Below are 17339 nucleotides of genomic sequence, written 5' to 3'. Positions count from 1 at the left end.
CCCCTGCGTGATACTGATGGATCGATCCCATCGCGCTGCGGTCAAACTGCCAGTAAACTGCGTTCCTATTCCTGAACCACTCTACTTCAGAGGTTTTGCATGACACTCAGTCCTTTTGCGGGCAAACCGGCACCGGTAGAACTGTTGGTCGACATCCCGCGACTGGTAACGGCCTATTACACCGGTCAGCCCGATGCCGCCATTTCGACCCAGCGCGTAGCGTTTGGCACGTCCGGGCACCGAGGCAGCTCGTTCGACTTGAGTTTCAATGAATGGCACGTTCTGGCAATCAGCCAGGCAATCTGCCTGTACCGCGAAGCCCAAGGCATTGACGGCCCGCTGTTCGTCGGCATCGACACCCACGCGTTGTCCACCCCGGCCGGCACCAGCGCCCTTGAAGTGCTGGCCGCCAACGGCGTGACGGTAATGATTGCCGAAGGTGACGAATACACCCCGACACCGGCCATTTCCCACGCGATTCTCTGCTACAACCGCGGACGCACGTCGGGGCTGGCGGACGGCATCGTCATCACGCCGTCGCACAACCCGCCGCAAAGCGGTGGTTATAAATACAACCCAACCAACGGTGGCCCGGCCGATACCCACATCACCAAGTGGATCGAAGCCAAGGCCAACGAACTGCTGAGCAACAAGCTCGCCGGCGTCAAACGCATCAGCTACGAGCAGGCGCTGAAGGCCAGCACGACCCATCGTCACGATTACCTCAACACTTACGTCGCCGACCTGATCAACGTGATCGACTTCGACGCCATCCGTGATGCCAAGCTGCGTCTGGGTGTCGATCCGCTGGGTGGAGCAGGGGTGCGCTACTGGTCGGCGATTGCCGAGCATTACCGTCTGGATATGGAAGTGGTCAACCAACAGGTCGATCCGACCTTCCGCTTCATGACGGTTGACTGGGATGGTCAGATCCGCATGGACCCATCGTCCACTCACGCCATGCAGGGCCTTATCGGTCTCAAAGAGCGCTTCGACGTAGCTTTCGCGTGCGACCCGGATCATGATCGCCATGGCATCGTGACCCCGTCCGGCGGTTTGCTCGCGCCGAACAACTACCTCGCCGTATCGATCGACTACCTGTTCCAGAACCGTCCGCAGTGGCGCGCCGATGCGGCCGTGGGTAAAACCGTGGTTAGCAGCGGCTTGATCGATCGCGTGGCAAAACGTCTGGGGCGTCGTCTGTACGAAGTGCCAGTCGGCTTCAAATGGTTTGCTGACGGCCTGTTCGACGGTTCCCTGGGCTTTGGCGGTGAAGAAAGCGCTGGCGCTTCGTTCCTGCGCAAGGATGGCAGCGTCTGGTGCACCGACAAGGATGGCTTGATCCCGGCCCTGCTGGCCGCAGAAATGACCGCCCGCACCGGCCGCGACCCAAGTCAGGCCTATCGCGCCTTGACCGAAGAACTGGGCGAACCGTTCTCGGTGCGCGTCGATGCCAAGGCCAACCCTGAGCAGAAGGCACTGCTGAGCAAATTGTCGCCGGACCAGGTCACCTCGACCCAATTGGCGGGCGAAGCAATCCAGAGCATCCTCAGCCACGCACCGGGTAACGATCAGGCGATCGGTGGTCTGAAAGTCATGACCGAGAACGGCTGGTTCGCGGCGCGTCCGTCGGGCACCGAAGACATCTACAAGATCTACGCTGAAAGCTTCGTCAGTGACGAACACCTCAAGCAATTGGTGGCAGAAGCGCAAACACTGGTGGACGGCGCGATCTCTGCGAAGTAATCCAGAATGTAAAAAAGGGCGGCCATCACGGTCGCCCTTTTTTTTGTCCCGCGTTTACCTGATCAAGCCAGGTCCACCAGGACGATTTCACTGTCTTCGATGGCGGTCACCCGCAACACTTGCTCATCGGCGGCCGCAACACCGTCTCGAGCTTGTGCGCGCAAGCCATTGACTTCAATGACGCCGGTGGCCGGTACCAGATAGGCGCGACGGCCATTGTCCAGGCGATACTCGGCGGATTCACCGGCCTTCAAGTTTGCGGCCACCAATCGCGCATCGGCTCGAATGCGCAGGCTTTGATCGTCGCCGGCTTTACCGCTCGCCAGCGTCACGAAACCTTCGCGTTGGCCTTTTGGAAACGGCTTGGCGCCCCAGGACGGTGCCAAACCGGTTTCGTTCGGGATGATCCAGATCTGGAAGATCCTGGTCTCGGTGGCTTCCAGGTTGTATTCACTGTGGGCGATCCCCGTGCCGGCGCTCATGACCTGAACGTCGCCGGCCTCGGTGCGACCCTTGTTACCCAGATTGTCTTCGTGAGTGATTGCGCCTTCACGGACGTAAGTGATGATTTCCATGTCCCGGTGCGGGTGTTTCGGGAACCCGGTGCCAGACGCAATCACGTCGTCGTTCCACACCCGCAGGTTGCCCCAGTTCATGCGTTTCGGGTCATGGTATTCGGCGAACGAAAAGTGGTGATGGGCATCCAACCAGCCATGGTGGGCGCCGCCCAGGGAGCTGAAAGGTCTGAGTTCAAGCATGATCGTCTCCTGAATAGGTTCGTCATGGGGCGCAGCGCCTGAGCCACGAAACGCGAACCGGTGGTTGATGGCGAGCATCATCTATCAGGAACTAATCGATAAAAAGCGTAAAAAATGCCTAAATACAATCGAATAACTTGATATCTAATCACCTCGAAAGATTCTCACCCAACCTTCACTTCATCGCATAAGCCAATGAGCTGTAAGCATTTCACTAGAACTGAATGGCAAATGCAGACACCATAGCCCGCAACAGCCTCACACCCTGGAGTCAGCCCGCGTGCCGCAACACACCCCCGATCTTCCTCCTGAGCTTCGTCCCCTGGCCGAGATGCCGCTGCTCAAGCGTCTGGCCGCCCGGTTCTTTGGTCACGGCCTCACGCGTCTGCGCGCACAACACCGGGCATCCTGGCTGCACGGTCAGGCCGACGGCTTTCGCAGCGGACACAGCGCCGGGGTGGACTACGGCTATAAGGAAGGCAAACTTGAAGGGTTGGAGGAAGGCCGACAGGTCTTATTGATCCGCGACTCGCGCTCGACCGAACACCGACCGCCCAATGTTGACGAGAATCTGTTCGACGATTGGCGTCTGCCGTTAAGCGCCGAGTTGAAGAAGCGCATGAAGACGGATGTCGCCCGACTGCTGCCACCGCACGCCCAGCCCAGCACCGCGCAATGGAAAATGATCTTCAGCGACACGCCCTCGACCTCAGTGATTGCCGGCGCGGGTGCGGGCAAATCGACCACGTTGGTGTTGCGTATTTTGCTGCTCACCCATTATCTGGGGTTCGAGCTGAGTTCGATGACGGTGGTGACCTTTACCCGTGAATCGCGCAAAGACTTCATCAACAAACTGATCGAGCTGTTTGCGCTCTGGGGCCGGTCGCTCAGCCTCAAGGAGGCGCGCGATCTGGTGCGCACCTTCCATTCGCGAATCCTGCCGATGGTTCGCAGCCTGCCCGGTTTCGAGCGGCTGCAAGCCTTCGAAAACCTCAGTCACCGTGCGCAAAGCGGCGATGAAGAGGTCGACAGCAATCCTTTCGACCTGCGCATCAATGACGCCCAGCGCCAGCAACTCAACGCTTGCTATCACAGCCTGCACACGCGTAATGAGCGCTTTCGCGAACTGATCAAGCCGTTGTCCCGTCATGCACTGCAACTCAAGGAGCTGGAGCGCGATCACCCAGACGTGCAGAAACGCATGGCCGTGACCGAACTGGCCGCCAAGCGTGATGAAGAGCTCTGCGACGCAATCGAAGATTTGTGGTTTCGCGCGGGTGCCTGGCCAATCAAAGGCATTGAACCGAAGCGCCAGACATTCGATATCAACGGCTCGACATTTCATTGTCATGGCTATATTCCCAGCCTGGACGCTTGGGTGGTGCTGGGATTCGATCCACGGGAAAACCCGCAGGTCAGCCGCCCGAATGCCAAATTGAGCGTGCGCGCGGAATGGGCGGTAAAGCGCACCCTGTTTCAAGCTTTCTGTCGTAAGCCATTGATATGGCTGGATAGTTATGAATTATCAAAACGTGTATTAGCGTCTTTTGCGGGCGATGCCAGCGCCGGGCCGGGCTTCGATTACAAGGTCAAGGGCGAGCTCAGTTCTGCGCCGTTGCTGGACTGTTTTGTCGCTGCCGCCGGATTTATCGAGAATCTTGGCCTGGATGTACCCAATGCCGTGGGCCAGATGAGTTTTGCCAAGGACGACCCCGACCGGTTTTTCTTCGAGGCCTTGAGCTTGTACTGGCGAGCGCTGGAAGATCATCTGCTCGATCAGAAGCCGCCGGTGATGACCTACAACCGGATGTTCGCCTTGTTCAGCGAACATTCGCCGGAAAACCTGAGGTTGCTGAGCGATGAGCTGCTCAGGCCGATGTCGCACCTGATGATCGACGAATTTCAGGACGTATCGCCGCAGATCGTTTCCTGGATTCGCGCGAGCCTCACGGAAATCCGCAGTCGCGGCCCGGCCATGCATGTGGGGCGCGGCGCACAACGTTCGTCGTTGCTGTGTGTCGGCGATGACTGGCAGTCCATCTACGGCTGGCGGGGCAGTTCGCCGACGTACTTCATGGAATTCAACAAGGAATTCCCTTCACCTGGCACGACCAAAGTCATGCTGAGCGACAACTACCGCAGTCACCAGCACATCATCGATGCCGCTGAACATATCGTTCGTGCGGCGCCGGCGATCGCAGGCAAGAAGGCCAAGGCCAGTGGCGAGCCGAAGGCATTGCTGCCGGTTAACGTTCTCGATCGTGACGATCAAGGCATGGCCAAACGCCTGATGGAGCACTACCAAAAGGGCGATTCAATCTTGATGCTTTATCGAAAAAGCAGCGATAAGTCATTGATAGAAGAACATATTCAGTCTGTAGTTAATGTGGATTCTAGCTTGCCGTACGAAGCGCGGAGGCTCAAGCAGCTGACTTATCACAGCGCCAAGGGACTTCAGGCTGACGCCGTGTTCCTGCTGGGTGACTGCCAACACCTCACCAGTTCGCCGTACAAGAATCAGGTCTACCGCATGGCGGGTCTCGGCAAACCAGGCGACAGCGAAGCTTATGACAGCGCACAGAAAGACGAGATCCTGCGACTGGCTTACGTCGGCATCACTCGGGCGGTGAGTCATTGCTATTGGTATGTCGATGGGCAAGATACCCAGGCGGCCAACGTACCTAAAGCGTCCGATCGGATCGGCAAGGGCAAGGCGTTCTTTGCCGATCACCGGCAGGGCAAGGCATCGGCGTAAACCGTAAAAAATCGTCGCGCACAAAAAAGCCCACTAAACGTGGGCTTGTTGTTTGAAGTTCAGCCTTCAGGCATAGCTCCTGAGGGCGGCTGGCGGAATGAAGGCCTCAAGCTCGTCTTCCACCGCTTCGATTATTCGTTCTACATCCGCAGCATTCATTACCGTCGCGCAAGGAATGCCGGCGATGGCGATCATGGTCTCGCCACTGGCACGGTCAAAAAGACGGGCAATCATGCTGCCCGGCGCATCCATGCTCGCCTCGAAACCCATGGGATGAAAATGCCAGCGCATCAGCTGGCAGGCATTGGGAAAGGTGACTTTACTGAAGCCTTTATTCATATGTAGCCCGCCTTATTCATCGAGCGCTTCCTTTAGCTCATGTTAGGAGGGAAGAGCCTTCAATGGCTCAACCGGTGACTGCCTTTAAAAGTAGCATCCGAATGTGAAAAGAATGTGGATTTTTCAGGCCGTTTAGCGATTGGTTCAGTTTTTTTGATGCAGGTCATAGAAATAGCCCGGGTCCGGCAATGGGCCATCACGGTTGGTCATTGAAGCCGAGACGGAATTTCGGCAAGCTCGGTTTTTTTTCGCCGAGTCCTCTATGCACGCCGATGATGATGGTCCGCTGCAAGCCCAGGCCACGGGCGACACGGTGATGCGCTATCACTTGCGTTGGAAACACCGGGATCTGGACGGGGTGATGGCGCTCTATCATCCAGAGATTCAGTACAGCGATTTCTTCCAGAACCGTGTGATGGGGCTGTCCGAGTTGCGTGAATACGTGCGCAGTAGCATGCCCCGCGATGCCGATGAAGCCCTGGAGCACTCGGACCGTATTCGTCTGGACGGCAACACGGCGTTCATTCAGTACCGTATTACCCTGCGCGGTGGTGGAGGCCTGGTGTCGTTCCGGGCCAGCGAGGCGATTACCGTCCGTGATGGCCTGATCTGGCGGGTCAATGAATATGCCTCGCTGGTGCATGAACAGCCCGTCAGCAAGGCCACCAGCAGCCAACGTCCGGCGGTCAGTCGACTCGGGCTGTCTGCACGCCAGCTGAGTTTCATGGCTGAAGACTTGCAGCAGTATTTTCAGGGCCAGCAACCTTATCTCGATCCCGAGCTCGACCTGCAACGGGTGGCGAAGGAGTGCGGGTACAGCCGCAATCAAATTTCCTACTTGCTGAATCAGGTGCTTGGCCAGAGCTTCTATCGATACGTCAACCACGCGCGCCTGCAGCATTTGCTCGCGGCACTGGATAGCGCCACGCCGCCACTGCGTATCGACGAACTGGCGTTTGCCGCCGGGTTCAATTCGCTGTCGGCGTTTTACAGTTGCTTCCGCCAGCACACCGGCCAGTCGCCCAAGGCCTACGTCAAACAAATTTCTTTGCGTGCACGCGCGCAAGACAGCCTCTGAGTCCAAGCACTAAAATCGACGCCATCGAAGTTTGAGTGGCGGAGTCTTGCATGTCGGCGTGGCGCACTATCAGTTTGTGGATGGATCAACTCGACGAGCCATTATTGGCGCGTGCAGCGCTGGATCAGGATCTGGACGTTGACGTCGCCATCATTGGCGCGGGGTACACCGGCCTCTGGACCGCGTACTACCTCAAACGCCAGGCGCCCGACCTGAGCATTGCCATCGTTGAAGCACAAACCGCCGGTTTTGGCGCCTCGGGGCGTAACGGCGGCTGGCTGATGGGCAATGTGCTGGGCGAAGACCGCTTGCTCGCCGATTTGCCGCCCGAACAGCGCCGGGCGTCTTTCGATTTGCTACACGGCATTCCTGACGAAGTCGGGGTTGTCCTCGAACGTGAAGGCATCGACTGCGATTACCGCAAAGGCGGGGCGCTGTATTGCGCGGCCCGCTATCCGGAACAAGAGGCCAGCCTTCGGCACTATCTCGACACGCTCTATAGCCAGGGATTGACCGAAAGCGATTACCGCTGGCTCGGCCCCGAGCAGTTGGCGCAACAGATCAGAATCGCCAAACCATATGGCGGCATCTATGCACCGCACGTCGCAACCATTCACCCGGCAAAGTTGGTGCGAGGCCTGGCCCGGACGGTGGAGAAAATGGGCGTCAGAATTTACGAAAACAGCCCGGTCACCCAATGGCAGTCGGGGGGGCTACGCACGGCGAAAGCCTCGGTTCGCAGCCGCTGGATCGTGCCGGCGGTCGAAGGTTACTCGGTCACCTTGCCACCGTTGGGGCGTTATCAGTTGCCGGTGCAAAGCTTGATAGTGGCCACCGAGCCGTTATCCGCCGCCACGTGGGATGAAATCGGCCTGAGTCGCGGCCAGGCTTTCAGCGAAAGCAGTCGCCAGGTCACTTACGGCCAGCGCACGGCTGACAACCGGTTAGTGTTCGGCGCGCGGGGCGGTTATCAGTTCGCTGCCAGGTTACGCCACAACTTCGACTTGACCACCAGCGAAGTGGAGCTGCGGCGTTATCTGTTTGGCGAACTCTTCCCGCAACTCAAGAACGTGCGGATTACCCATGCCTGGGGCGGCAATCTGGGAATGTCCCGGCGTTTCAAGCCGCACATGTTGTGTGATCAGGCCAGTGGCATCGCATTGTCGGGTGGCTATGGCGGGGAGGGCGTCGGCGCCAGCAACCTGGGCGGCCGGACGCTGGCCGACCTGATTCTGCAGCGCGACACCGAACTGGTTCGGCAGCCGTGGGTCATCCACGGAGGGCTCGACGCGCTCCGGGCCTGGGAACCGGAGCCCTGCCGCTGGCTTGGCTACAACGCGATCATCCGCAGCTTTGTCCACGAAGACCAGACCCTGGCCAACCCGACCACCGCACCCTGGCGCCGAAAACTGGCCACCGGTATTGCCGGCTTCATGGAAGGTTTCATGCGGTAAACGGCGCGTTATTCATCTATCGGCTCAATCGACAGGTACTCCCATGAGCATCACCCAATTCAAGAACACCGCAACCCTGAAGCTGGAACAGTCGAATCCGGTCGCCGTACCGCTGGGCTTGCCCGTGGCAGTGGCCTCGACCACCAGCGTTGAACGCGACGACGGCGTCGAAACCGGCGTCTGGGAATGCACGCCCGGCCGCTGGCGGCGGCAGATCGTCGCCCAGGAGTTCTGTCACTTTCTCCAGGGGCGCTGCACGTTTACCCCGGATGACGGTGAAACCCTGCACATAGAAGCCGGCGATGCACTGATGTTGCCAGCCAACAGCCTCGGTATCTGGGATATCCAGGAAACCGTGCGCAAGACCTACGTTTTGATTTTTTGATCCACTGATTGCCTGCCAGCTCCCCCAATAAAAAAAGACAAATCAAACAGGAATCGACTCATGATCCGAAAGACATTGACTCTGGCTCCCCTTGCGCTCTTCGCGACCCTCGGCCACGCGGCCGAGACCGTCAAGATTTACAACTGGTCGGAGTACATCGCCCCGGACACCACGAAAAACTTCCAGAAAGAAACCGGCATCGCATTCAGCTACGACGTCTTCGACAGCAATGAAACCCTCGACGGCAAATTGATGACCGGCAAATCCGGCTACGATGTGGTCTTCCCGTCCAACCACTTCATGGCGCGGCAGATTCAAGGCGTGGCGTTGAAGAAACTCGACAAGAGCCAACTGCCGAACTGGAAAAACCTCAACCCGACGCTGCTCAAAGCCCTGCAAACCAACGATCCGGGCAACGAACACGGCTTCCCGTATCTCTGGGGCAGCACCGGCATCGGCTACAACATCGCCAAGGTCAAGGCCGTGTTGGGTGATGACGCGCCAGTGGATTCCTGGGACCTGATTTTCAAACCCGAAAACATGCAAAAGCTGCAGAAGTGCGGCGTGGCCATCCTCGATAACGGCCCCGAGCTGTTGCCGGCGGCCCTGAACTACCTGGGCCTGCCGCATCACAGCAAGAACCCGGAAGACTACAAAAAGGCTGAAGCGCTGCTGATGAAAGTCCGTCCGTATGTCAGCTATTTCCACTCGTCCAAGTACACCAGCGACCTGGCCAACGGCGACATCTGCGTGGCCGTCGGCTTCTCCGGTGACATTCTGCAAGCCGAAAACCGCGCGAAAGAAGCGAAGAATGGCATCGACATCGGCTACGAGATTCCCAAGGAAGGCGCCGCCATCTGGTTCGACATGGTCGCCATGCCGGTAGACGCCCCGGACGAAAAGGCCGGCTACGCCTTCATGAACTACCTGCTGCGCCCGGACGTCATGGCCAGCATCAGCAACTACGTGCACTACGCCAACGGTAACGAGCAAGCCGACAGCCTGATCGACCCGGCGATCAAGAACGACACGAAGGTCTACCCGAGCCCGGACATGATGGGGAAACTGTTTGCGCTGGAGGCGATGCCGTTGAACATCGACCGGATTCGGACACGGGTCTGGAACAAGATTCGGACCGGGAGTTGAGGGTTCATACCTTGTAGTCATTGGGTGCTCATCGGGCTGACTGACACGCTGTAGATTCCAGGCCTCCTTTCGATGGATCAGGAGGCAATGGAATGCCTGTTTGTATAAATGCGGGACAGCTACGCGTTGGTCGCTTTTCTGAGTCAGGGCGCATTTATTTGCTAACGGTTGTCGTTGATCAGCGGCAGCCGTTTTTTGTTGATTGGCAATTGGGTAGGTTGGTCGTACGAGAGTTGCGTCAAGCACAGGAGGAGGGTTGGGCGATTTTCTGACGTGGGTTGTGATGCCGGATCACATGCACTGTTTGGTACAGCTGCGAGACAAAACGCTGGCGGAGCTGATGTGCCGAATCAAATCCCGCAGTAGCTTGGCGGTCAATCAGGCTCTAGGGCGGCGAGGGCGGATGTGGCAGAAGGGTTACCACGATCGTGCGGTTCGGAGGGAGGACGATGTGAAAGCGCTTGCGCGGTATGTCGTAGCTAATCCGATCCGGACGGGACTGGTGACGCGGGTTCATGATTATCCGCTGTGGGATGCGTGTTGGTTGTGAGTATCTGACGACTGCTGCGCAGCCGAACGCAGCCTTCGGCAGCTGCTACAGGTTTTGTGTACACCGCAATCCTCGTAGCAGCTGGCGCAGCCTGCGTTCGGCTGCGAAGCAGTCGCCAAAATCTTTAATCCAATGAAGATCCAACTGATATCAATGCGCTGGCACTTATATTAATAAGTTCAGCAAAGTGAGACCCCGTCGACAAAAAAGTAACTTACCTCTATTTAATAATTAAATAACAAATCGTCAGACGATTTGCGCAAACCGCCATCTAACAAACAATATTTCGACAGCGCAGGCATTGTTTCCGGGTACTTGCAGGAACAACTCAATTTGACGTCAAAAAAAATGTAGACGTTTGATTTCGAATTGTGTCAGTTTTCTTTCGCCTTCATTGGGCGAGTGATAGGACGATCTCGCCAGAGATTGTCGCTGTCTGACAAAAAACTGTTCCATAGCTAAACAAGGAAGTGTGTTTATGTCGAAAGTAAAAGACAACGCTATTGATACCGCCGAACAGGCATTCCAGCCACTGCAAGCATTGGCTGCATCCAGTTCTGCGTTCAACCAGATCAATAGCTTCAGCCATCAGTATGATCGGGGCGGTAACCTCATGGTCAATGGCAAACCCTCATTCTCCGTCGACCAGGCAGCCACCCAGTTGCTGCGCGATGGCGCTGCCTACCAGGACAAGGACGGCAGCGGCAAAATCGAACTCACCTACACGTTCCTGACCTCGGCGTCGTCGAGCACCATGAACAAGCACGGGATTACCGGGTTCAGCCAGTTCAGCGCTCAGCAGAAAGCCCAGGCCGTGCTGGCCATGCAATCCTGGGCCGATGTGGCCAATGTCACGTTCACCGACAAGGCCACGGGCGGCGACGCTCATATGACCTTCGGCAACTACAGCGGTGGCCAGGATGGCGCAGCGGCATTCGCTTATCTGCCGGGCACCGGTGCTGGTTATGACGGTACTTCGTGGTATCTGACGGGCAGTGGCTATAACGTCAACAAGATGCCGGACCTGAACAACTACGGGCGTCAGACCCTGACCCACGAAATCGGTCATTCCCTGGGCCTGGCCCACCCTGGCGACTACAACGCCGGCGAAGGTGCTCCGACCTACAACGACGCTTCCTACGGGCAAGACACCCGCGGTTACAGCGTCATGAGCTACTGGAGTGAAAGCAATACCAGCCAGAACTTCAGCAAGGGCGGCGTCGAAGCCTATTCGTCCGGCCCGCTGATGGACGATATCGCCGCCATCCAGAAGCTCTACGGCGCCAACACCACCACCCGTACCGGTGACACCACTTACGGCTTCAACTCCAACGCCGGACGGGACTTCCTGAGCGCGGCTTCGTCGTCGGACAAGGTTGTGTTTTCGGTATGGGATGCGGGCGGCAAGGACACCCTGGACTTCTCCGGTTTTACCCAAAACCAGAAGATCAACCTGAATGAGGCCTCGTTCTCCGACGTTGGCGGCATGGTGGGTAACGTGTCCATCGCCAAGGGCGTCACCGTCGAAAACGCTATCGGCGGTTCGGGCAGCGACCTGCTGATCGGCAACAGTGTGTCCAACGAACTGAAGGGCGGTGCCGGCAACGACATTCTCTTCGGCGCGGGCGGCGCGGACAAACTGTGGGGTGGCGCCGGTTCGGACACCTTCGTGTTCGCCGCCAGCAGCGATTCCAAACCCGGTGCTATCGACCAGATCCTCGATTTTGTCAGCGGCCTGGACAAGATCGACCTGACTGGCATCACCAACGGCGCGGGCCTGCATTTCGTGAACTCGTTCACCGGTGCGGCAGGCGATGCAGTGTTGACCTCTTCGGGCGGCAACAGCCTGTTGTCGGTGGACTTCTCTGGGCACGGCGTGGCTGATTTCATGGTCAGCACCGTGGGCCAGGCGGCTTACTCCGACATCGCTGCGTAATGTGAGGTGAAAAGGAGGGCGGCGCAGACGCGCTGCTCTCTGGGCCTTGATCGGAGTAAAGCGCCTTATGATCCACAACGGCTTCACTGACAGAACAACCGCGTGGCTATTGGCGACGTTCATGATGATTTTTGGAGATGTAGCCATGGCGAGCAGCCTGAAATTAGCAGACCCCTCGGAACTGGCCGGCAAATGGCAGGCGACCCTGAGCGCCAAAGATGACTCGCCAGAGTCCCTGGCGTTGCAGGACAAACCGTCCAATGTCTGCGTCATCGTCTTTCAACCGCAACAGACGCTGGGTGCGGGCGCCGATTGTCTCAGCGCCTGGCTGGACGGCGAATCTGCGATTGGCTGGTTCCCTGAGCCGGATGGCCTGGCAATCACCGGCAAAGAAGGTTCGAAGGTTCTATTTCTCAGCCGCCAACGTGATGGATCGTATAAAGCCACATTGAAGTCCGATCTGGTCATAACACTTGTGCGTCAGGTGCAATAACACGATTCAAACATAACGCTTGTCATGGTTGGCATAAGCACCACCCAACTAGTGGCAGCGTTCTGTCGCACACGGAAAGTTGTTATTAGTTTGTAAGCGCTACCGCAAGGCCTATATCCGCCCCAGTGCGGACAGTTAATGGAAACTTCGCCAGAAGAAGGCGAGGAAGAACACCTCAGGAATAACCCATGAAGATGGCAAAGAGTCCGGCCAGCGCTCCCTTGTTCAAAGCATTGGGCGACTACAAGAGCGTCCTGATCAGCATCGGTTGTTTTACCGCGTTAATAAACGTGCTGATGCTGGTTCCGTCGATTTACATGCTTCAGGTCTACGACCGCGTGCTGTCTTCGCAAAATGAAACCACCCTGGCGATGCTGTCGTTGATGGTGGTCGGGTTCTTTGCCTTCATCGGTCTGCTTGAGATCGTGCGCAGCTTTATCGTTATCCGCATCGGCAGCCAACTGGAGCGCCGCTTCAACCTGCGGGTTTATCAGGCCGCCTTCGAGCGCAACCTGTTTCGGGGCGAGGGCAACGCCGGGCAAGCGTTGGGGGACTTGACGCAAATTCGCCAATTCGTCACCGGTCCCGCGCTGTTTGCCTTCTTCGATGCGCCGTGGTTTCCGGTCTATCTGTTTGTGATCTACCTGTTCAATGTCTGGCTCGGCGTGTTTGCGACGGTGGGCACGGTGCTGTTGATCGGCCTGGCTTGCCTCAACGAGACAATGACCAAAAAGCCCTTGGGCGACGCCGCCGGTTTTTCCCAGAAGTCCAGCCAACTGGCCACCAGCCACCTGCACAACGCCGAAACCATTCAGGCCATGGGCATGCTCGGGGTATTGCGTAAACGCTGGTTCCAGGTCCACTCACGTTTCCTCGGCTTGCAGAACCAGGCCAGCGACACCGGTGCCGTCATCAGCTCCCTGAGCAAAACCTTGCGCCTGTGCCTGCAATCGCTGGTGCTGGGCCTTGGCGCCTTGCTGGTGATCAAGGGCGATATGACGGCCGGGATGATGATCGCCGGTTCCATTCTGATGGGCCGTGTCCTGAGCCCCATCGATCAGTTGATCGCCGTGTGGAAACAGTGGAGCGGCGCCAAGCTCGCTTACCGTCGTCTTGATTCATTGCTGCAAGCCTTTCCACCGAGTGACGAAGCCATGGCGCTGCCCGCGCCGAAGGGCCAGATCGCGTTTGAACAGGTCAGCGCCGCGCCGCCGGGGCAACGGGCCGCCACGTTGCATTTGGTCAATTTCAGCCTCGGTGCAGGGGAAGTGCTCGGCGTGCTCGGCGCCTCCGGCTCCGGGAAATCGACATTGGCCCGGGTACTCGTTGGCGTCTGGCCGACGCTGGGTGGCACGGTGCGGCTCGACGGCGCGGACATTCATCGCTGGAACCGCGACGATCTTGGCCCCTACATCGGTTATCTGCCGCAAGACATCGAGCTGTTCAGCGGCAGCATCGCCGAAAACATCGCCCGGTTCAGCGAGGCGGACCCGCAGAAAGTCGTTCAAGCCGCGCAGCAGGCCGGCGTTCACGAACTGATTCTGCGCATGCCGCAAGGCTATGACACCGTGCTCGGCGAGGACGGCAGCGGCTTGTCCGGGGGACAGAAGCAGCGCGTGGCCCTTGCGCGGGCGTTGTACGGCAACCCACGCCTGGTGGTGCTGGATGAACCCAATTCCAACCTCGACACCATGGGCGAAGCCGCATTGGCCAGTGCCATTGCGCAAATGAAAGCCCAAGGCACCAGCGTGATTCTGGTGACCCATCGCTCCTCGGCACTGGCCCAGGCCGACAAGCTGCTGGTGCTCAACGAAGGACGCCTGCAAGCCTTCGGTGCAAGCCAGGACGTGCTCAAGGCTCTCGCCGCCAATCAGGAGCAGCCGCGGGAGAAAACCGCGCCAGCACCGGGCGGGCTCAGCATGAGCCGGCAGTATCAGCCCTCGACAAGGAATTCGGGCGTATGAGCAACATCAGCGAAGCCACCATGGAACATGACTACATCGCCGAACGCCCTGAGCGCGACGCGCGTTTCTTTGTCCGCATGGGCTGGATTCTGGCGATCGTCGGCGCCGGCAGTTTCTTCACCTGGGCCAGTCTCGCGCCGCTTGACCAAGGCATTCCCGTGCAAGGCACGGTCGTGGTGTCGGGCAAGCGCAAAGCCGTGCAATCGATGAGCAGTGGCGTGGTCAGCCAGATTCTGGTGCGCGAGGGTCAAGTGGTGAAGCAGGGCCAGCCATTGTTCCAGCTCGACCAGACCCAAGTCGCCGCGGACGTGCAATCGCTGCAAGCGCAATACCGCATGGCCTGGGCCAGTCTGGCGCGGTGGCAGAGTGAACGGGACAACCTTAAGCAAGTGAGTTTCCCCTCCGAACTGAGCAACAATCCCGACCCGCGTCTGGCCTTGGTGCTGGAAGGTCAACGGCAGTTGTTCAGCAGCCGCCGTGAGGCGTTTTCCCGCGAGCAGGCTGCCTTGCGCGCCAGCATCGAAGGCGCCAGCGCGCAACTGGCCGGCATGCGCCGCGCCCGCACGGACCTGACGGCCCAGGCCAGCTCTCTGCAACAACAGCTGAGCAACCTTCAGCCCCTGGCGGACAACGGCTACATCCCGCGCAATCGGTTGATGGAGTACCAGCGTCAGCTGTCGCAGGTTCAGCAACAACTGGCGGAAAACAGCGGCGACAGCGGCCGTGTGGAGCAGGGCATCCTCGAATCGCGGCTGAAATTGCAACAGCACATCGAGGAATACCAGAAAGAAGTCCGCACCCAACTGGCCGATGCGCAATTGAAAAGCGTGACGCTGGAAGAGCAACTGACCTCCGCCGGGTTCGATCTGCAGCACAGCGAGATCATCGCCACCGCCGATGGCATTGCGGTCAACCTCGGGGTTCACACCGTGGGCGCGGTGGTGCGTCAGGGCGAAACCTTGCTGGAGATCGTGCCTCAGGGGACGAGCCTGGAGGTGGAAGGGCATCTGCCGGTCAACCTGGTCGACAAGGTTGGCACGCACTTGCCGGTGGACATCTTGTTCACCGCGTTCAACCAGAGCCGCACGCCGCGGGTGCCCGGCGAGGTCAGCCTGATCTCCGCCGACCAGATGATCGACGAGAAAACCGGTGCGCCGTATTACGTACTGCGCAGCAGCGTCAGTGACCGGGCCATGGAAAAACTCAACGGCCTGGTGATCAAGCCTGGCATGCCGGCGGAAATGTTCGTGCGCACCGGTGAGCGTTCACTCCTCAACTATTTGTTCAAACCGCTGCTCGACCGGGCAGGTTCCGCGTTGACTGAGGAATAAGGATGTTCCGCTGTATGAATAAGCTTTCCATGCTCGCAGCGACCCTGGCGTTGCTGACCTGCAACAGTGTGTTGGCGATGGGACCGTTCGACATTTACGAACAAGCATTGCGCAATGATCCGGTGTTTCTCGGCGCCATCAAGGAACGCGATGCCGGCCTTGAAAACCGCGCCATTGGCCGCGCCGGGCTGTTGCCCAGGATCGGTTACAACTACAACAAGGGGCGCAACTCCTCCAAGGCCACCGCCCTCAACGAGCGCGGGCAAAACCGCACCGATGACCGCAACTACAGCAGTTACGGTTCAACCCTGACCCTGCAACAACCGTTGCTCGACTACGAGGCCTACGCGTCGTACCGCAAAGGCGTGGCGCAATCGCTGTTTGCCGACGAAGCCTTTCGCGGCAAGAGCCAGGAATTGCTGGTTCGGGTGCTGGAGCATTACACCCAGGCGCTGTTCGCTCAGGATCAGATTGACATCGCGCAAGCCAAGAAAAAGGCTTTCGAGCAACAGTTCCAGCAGAACGAACACATGTTCCGCCAGGGCGAGGGCACGCGCACCGACATCCTTGAGGCCGAGTCCCGCTATGAACTGGCCACGGCCGAGGAAATAGAAGCCCGTGATGAGCAGGACGCGTCGTTACGAGAGCTGGGCGCGTTGATTGGCGTGCCGGCGATCAACATTGGGGATTTGGCGCCGCTGGATCAGAGTTTCCAGACGTTCACCCTGCAGCCGGCCAATTACGACACCTGGCACGAGATGGCCGTGGCCAACAACCCGAACCTGGCGTCGCAGCGCCATGCCGTGGAAGTCGCGCGTTATGAAGTCGAACGCAACCGCGCCGGGCACCTGCCCAAAGTCAGCGCCTACGCCTCGGTGCGCCAGAACGAGTCGGAAAGCGGCAACACCTACAACCAGCGTTACGACACCAACACCATCGGGATTGAAGTCAACGTGCCGCTGTATGCAGGCGGCGGGGTATCCGCATCGACTCGCCAGGCCAGCCGCACCATGGAACAGGCCGAGTACGAACTGGACGGCAAGACCCGGGAAACGTTGATTGAACTGCGTCGCCAGTTCAGCGCCTGCCTGTCGGGCGTGAACAAGTTGCGGGCTTATCAGAAAGCCCTGAAATCCGCCGAAGCGCTGGTGATTTCGACCAGGCAAAGCATTTTGGGCGGCGAGCGCGTCAACCTCGATGCATTGAATGCAGAACAACAACTATTTACCACCCGCCGCGATCTGGCACAGGCACGCTACGACTACTTGATGGCCTGGACCAAGTTGCATTACTACGCCGGGACGTTGAACGAGCAGGATTTGGCCAAGGTTGACGAGGCGTTCGGCCAAGGCCCGAGGAGTTAATAAGTTGAACCTGTAGCAGCTGGCGAAGCCTGCGTTCGGC

13 protein-coding genes and 1 pseudogene are annotated in these 17339 nt (G+C 58.6%); 12 read left to right on the top strand and 2 right to left on the bottom strand.

Going from position 1 to position 17339, the window contains the following annotated elements:
• The first annotated feature begins 99 nt into the window (after nucleotides 1–99).
• A complete protein-coding gene (pgm, locus tag ACQ4OB_RS26225; protein ID WP_074876507.1) occupies nucleotides 100–1746 on the top strand; it encodes a phosphoglucomutase (alpha-D-glucose-1,6-bisphosphate-dependent) in 1647 nt (548 codons plus the stop codon).
• A gap of 62 nt (nucleotides 1747–1808) precedes the next feature.
• On the opposite strand, the gene ACQ4OB_RS26220 is transcribed toward pgm, so the two are convergent.
• Nucleotides 1809–2504 (bottom strand): pirin family protein, encoded by a 696-nt coding sequence (locus tag ACQ4OB_RS26220; RefSeq protein WP_430956742.1) that lies wholly within the window; start codon nucleotides 2502–2504, stop codon nucleotides 1809–1811.
• 280 nt (nucleotides 2505–2784) lie between these two features.
• On the opposite strand from ACQ4OB_RS26220, the gene ACQ4OB_RS26215 reads away from it, so the two are divergent.
• Nucleotides 2785–5259: a UvrD-helicase domain-containing protein gene (locus ACQ4OB_RS26215; protein ID WP_430956741.1), complete on the top strand. Its 2475-nt coding sequence runs from the start codon at nucleotides 2785–2787 to the stop codon at nucleotides 5257–5259.
• Nucleotides 5260–5325: 66 nt separating this feature from the next.
• On the opposite strand, the gene ACQ4OB_RS26210 is transcribed toward ACQ4OB_RS26215, so the two are convergent.
• Nucleotides 5326–5598, bottom strand: coding sequence for a DUF1652 domain-containing protein (locus ACQ4OB_RS26210; protein WP_008156356.1), 273 nt, complete (start codon nucleotides 5596–5598; stop codon nucleotides 5326–5328).
• Nucleotides 5599–5860: 262 nt separating this feature from the next.
• On the opposite strand from ACQ4OB_RS26210, the gene ACQ4OB_RS26205 reads away from it, so the two are divergent.
• From ACQ4OB_RS26205 to ACQ4OB_RS26160, 10 genes and pseudogenes are all read left to right on the top strand, one after another.
• Nucleotides 5861–6676 (top strand): helix-turn-helix transcriptional regulator, encoded by an 816-nt coding sequence (locus ACQ4OB_RS26205; RefSeq protein ID WP_074880680.1) that lies wholly within the window; start codon nucleotides 5861–5863, stop codon nucleotides 6674–6676.
• Nucleotides 6677–6726: 50 nt separating this feature from the next.
• Entirely contained in the window at nucleotides 6727–8130 is a 1404-nt protein-coding gene (locus tag ACQ4OB_RS26200) for an NAD(P)/FAD-dependent oxidoreductase (RefSeq protein ID WP_430956740.1), read from the top strand.
• 43 nt (nucleotides 8131–8173) lie between these two features.
• Complete coding sequence (locus tag ACQ4OB_RS26195; RefSeq protein ID WP_074876523.1) at nucleotides 8174–8515, top strand: cupin domain-containing protein; 342 nt, start codon at nucleotides 8174–8176, stop codon at nucleotides 8513–8515.
• Between the two features lie 60 nt (nucleotides 8516–8575).
• Complete coding sequence (locus ACQ4OB_RS26190; protein WP_430956739.1) at nucleotides 8576–9661, top strand: polyamine ABC transporter substrate-binding protein; 1086 nt, start codon at nucleotides 8576–8578, stop codon at nucleotides 9659–9661.
• A gap of 92 nt (nucleotides 9662–9753) precedes the next feature.
• Nucleotides 9754–10211, top strand: a pseudogene (locus ACQ4OB_RS26185) (REP-associated tyrosine transposase).
• A gap of 478 nt (nucleotides 10212–10689) precedes the next feature.
• Nucleotides 10690–12147 (top strand): serralysin family metalloprotease, encoded by a 1458-nt coding sequence (locus ACQ4OB_RS26180; RefSeq protein WP_430956738.1) that lies wholly within the window; start codon nucleotides 10690–10692, stop codon nucleotides 12145–12147.
• Between the two features lie 67 nt (nucleotides 12148–12214).
• On the top strand, nucleotides 12215–12640 hold the full coding sequence (locus ACQ4OB_RS26175; protein WP_430956737.1) for an AprI/Inh family metalloprotease inhibitor: 426 nt from the start codon (nucleotides 12215–12217) through the stop codon (nucleotides 12638–12640).
• A gap of 188 nt (nucleotides 12641–12828) precedes the next feature.
• On the top strand, nucleotides 12829–14604 hold the full coding sequence (locus tag ACQ4OB_RS26170) for a type I secretion system permease/ATPase (RefSeq protein WP_430956736.1): 1776 nt from the start codon (nucleotides 12829–12831) through the stop codon (nucleotides 14602–14604).
• The gene (locus ACQ4OB_RS26165) at nucleotides 14601–15935 is read left to right on the top strand and encodes an HlyD family type I secretion periplasmic adaptor subunit (RefSeq protein ID WP_430956735.1); all 1335 of its coding nucleotides are present in this window, start codon (nucleotides 14601–14603) and stop codon (nucleotides 15933–15935) included. Before ACQ4OB_RS26170 ends, ACQ4OB_RS26165 begins: the two co-directional genes overlap by 4 nt.
• A 2-nt stretch (nucleotides 15936–15937) precedes the next feature.
• Nucleotides 15938–17299, top strand: coding sequence for a TolC family outer membrane protein (locus ACQ4OB_RS26160; RefSeq protein ID WP_430956734.1), 1362 nt, complete (start codon nucleotides 15938–15940; stop codon nucleotides 17297–17299).
• Nucleotides 17300–17339: the final 40 nt, after the last annotated feature.

The sequence above is a fragment of the Pseudomonas sp. ES4 genome (genome assembly GCF_050586665.1).
Taxonomy (GTDB): Bacteria; Pseudomonadota; Gammaproteobacteria; order Pseudomonadales; family Pseudomonadaceae; genus Aquipseudomonas; species Aquipseudomonas frederiksbergensis.
The sequence above is the reverse complement of the archived record's forward strand: the minus strand, read 5'-3'. Positions and strand labels throughout refer to the sequence as shown.

Coding starts and splice junctions, on each gene's coding strand:
- ACQ4OB_RS26200 (WP_430956740.1), top strand. CDS start 6,727: ATGTCGGCGTGGCGCACTATCAGTTTGTGGATGGATCAACTCGACGAG.
- ACQ4OB_RS26220 (WP_430956742.1), bottom strand. CDS start 2,504: ATGCTTGAACTCAGACCTTTCAGCTCCCTGGGCGGCGCCCACCATGGC.
- ACQ4OB_RS26175 (WP_430956737.1), top strand. CDS start 12,215: ATGATCCACAACGGCTTCACTGACAGAACAACCGCGTGGCTATTGGCG.
- ACQ4OB_RS26205 (WP_074880680.1), top strand. CDS start 5,861: ATGCACGCCGATGATGATGGTCCGCTGCAAGCCCAGGCCACGGGCGAC.
- ACQ4OB_RS26195 (WP_074876523.1), top strand. CDS start 8,174: ATGAGCATCACCCAATTCAAGAACACCGCAACCCTGAAGCTGGAACAG.
- ACQ4OB_RS26190 (WP_430956739.1), top strand. CDS start 8,576: ATGATCCGAAAGACATTGACTCTGGCTCCCCTTGCGCTCTTCGCGACC.
- ACQ4OB_RS26165 (WP_430956735.1), top strand. CDS start 14,601: ATGAGCAACATCAGCGAAGCCACCATGGAACATGACTACATCGCCGAA.
- ACQ4OB_RS26180 (WP_430956738.1), top strand. CDS start 10,690: ATGTCGAAAGTAAAAGACAACGCTATTGATACCGCCGAACAGGCATTC.
- ACQ4OB_RS26160 (WP_430956734.1), top strand. CDS start 15,938: ATGTTCCGCTGTATGAATAAGCTTTCCATGCTCGCAGCGACCCTGGCG.
- ACQ4OB_RS26210 (WP_008156356.1), bottom strand. CDS start 5,598: ATGAATAAAGGCTTCAGTAAAGTCACCTTTCCCAATGCCTGCCAGCTG.
- ACQ4OB_RS26170 (WP_430956736.1), top strand. CDS start 12,829: ATGAAGATGGCAAAGAGTCCGGCCAGCGCTCCCTTGTTCAAAGCATTG.
- pgm (WP_074876507.1), top strand. CDS start 100: ATGACACTCAGTCCTTTTGCGGGCAAACCGGCACCGGTAGAACTGTTG.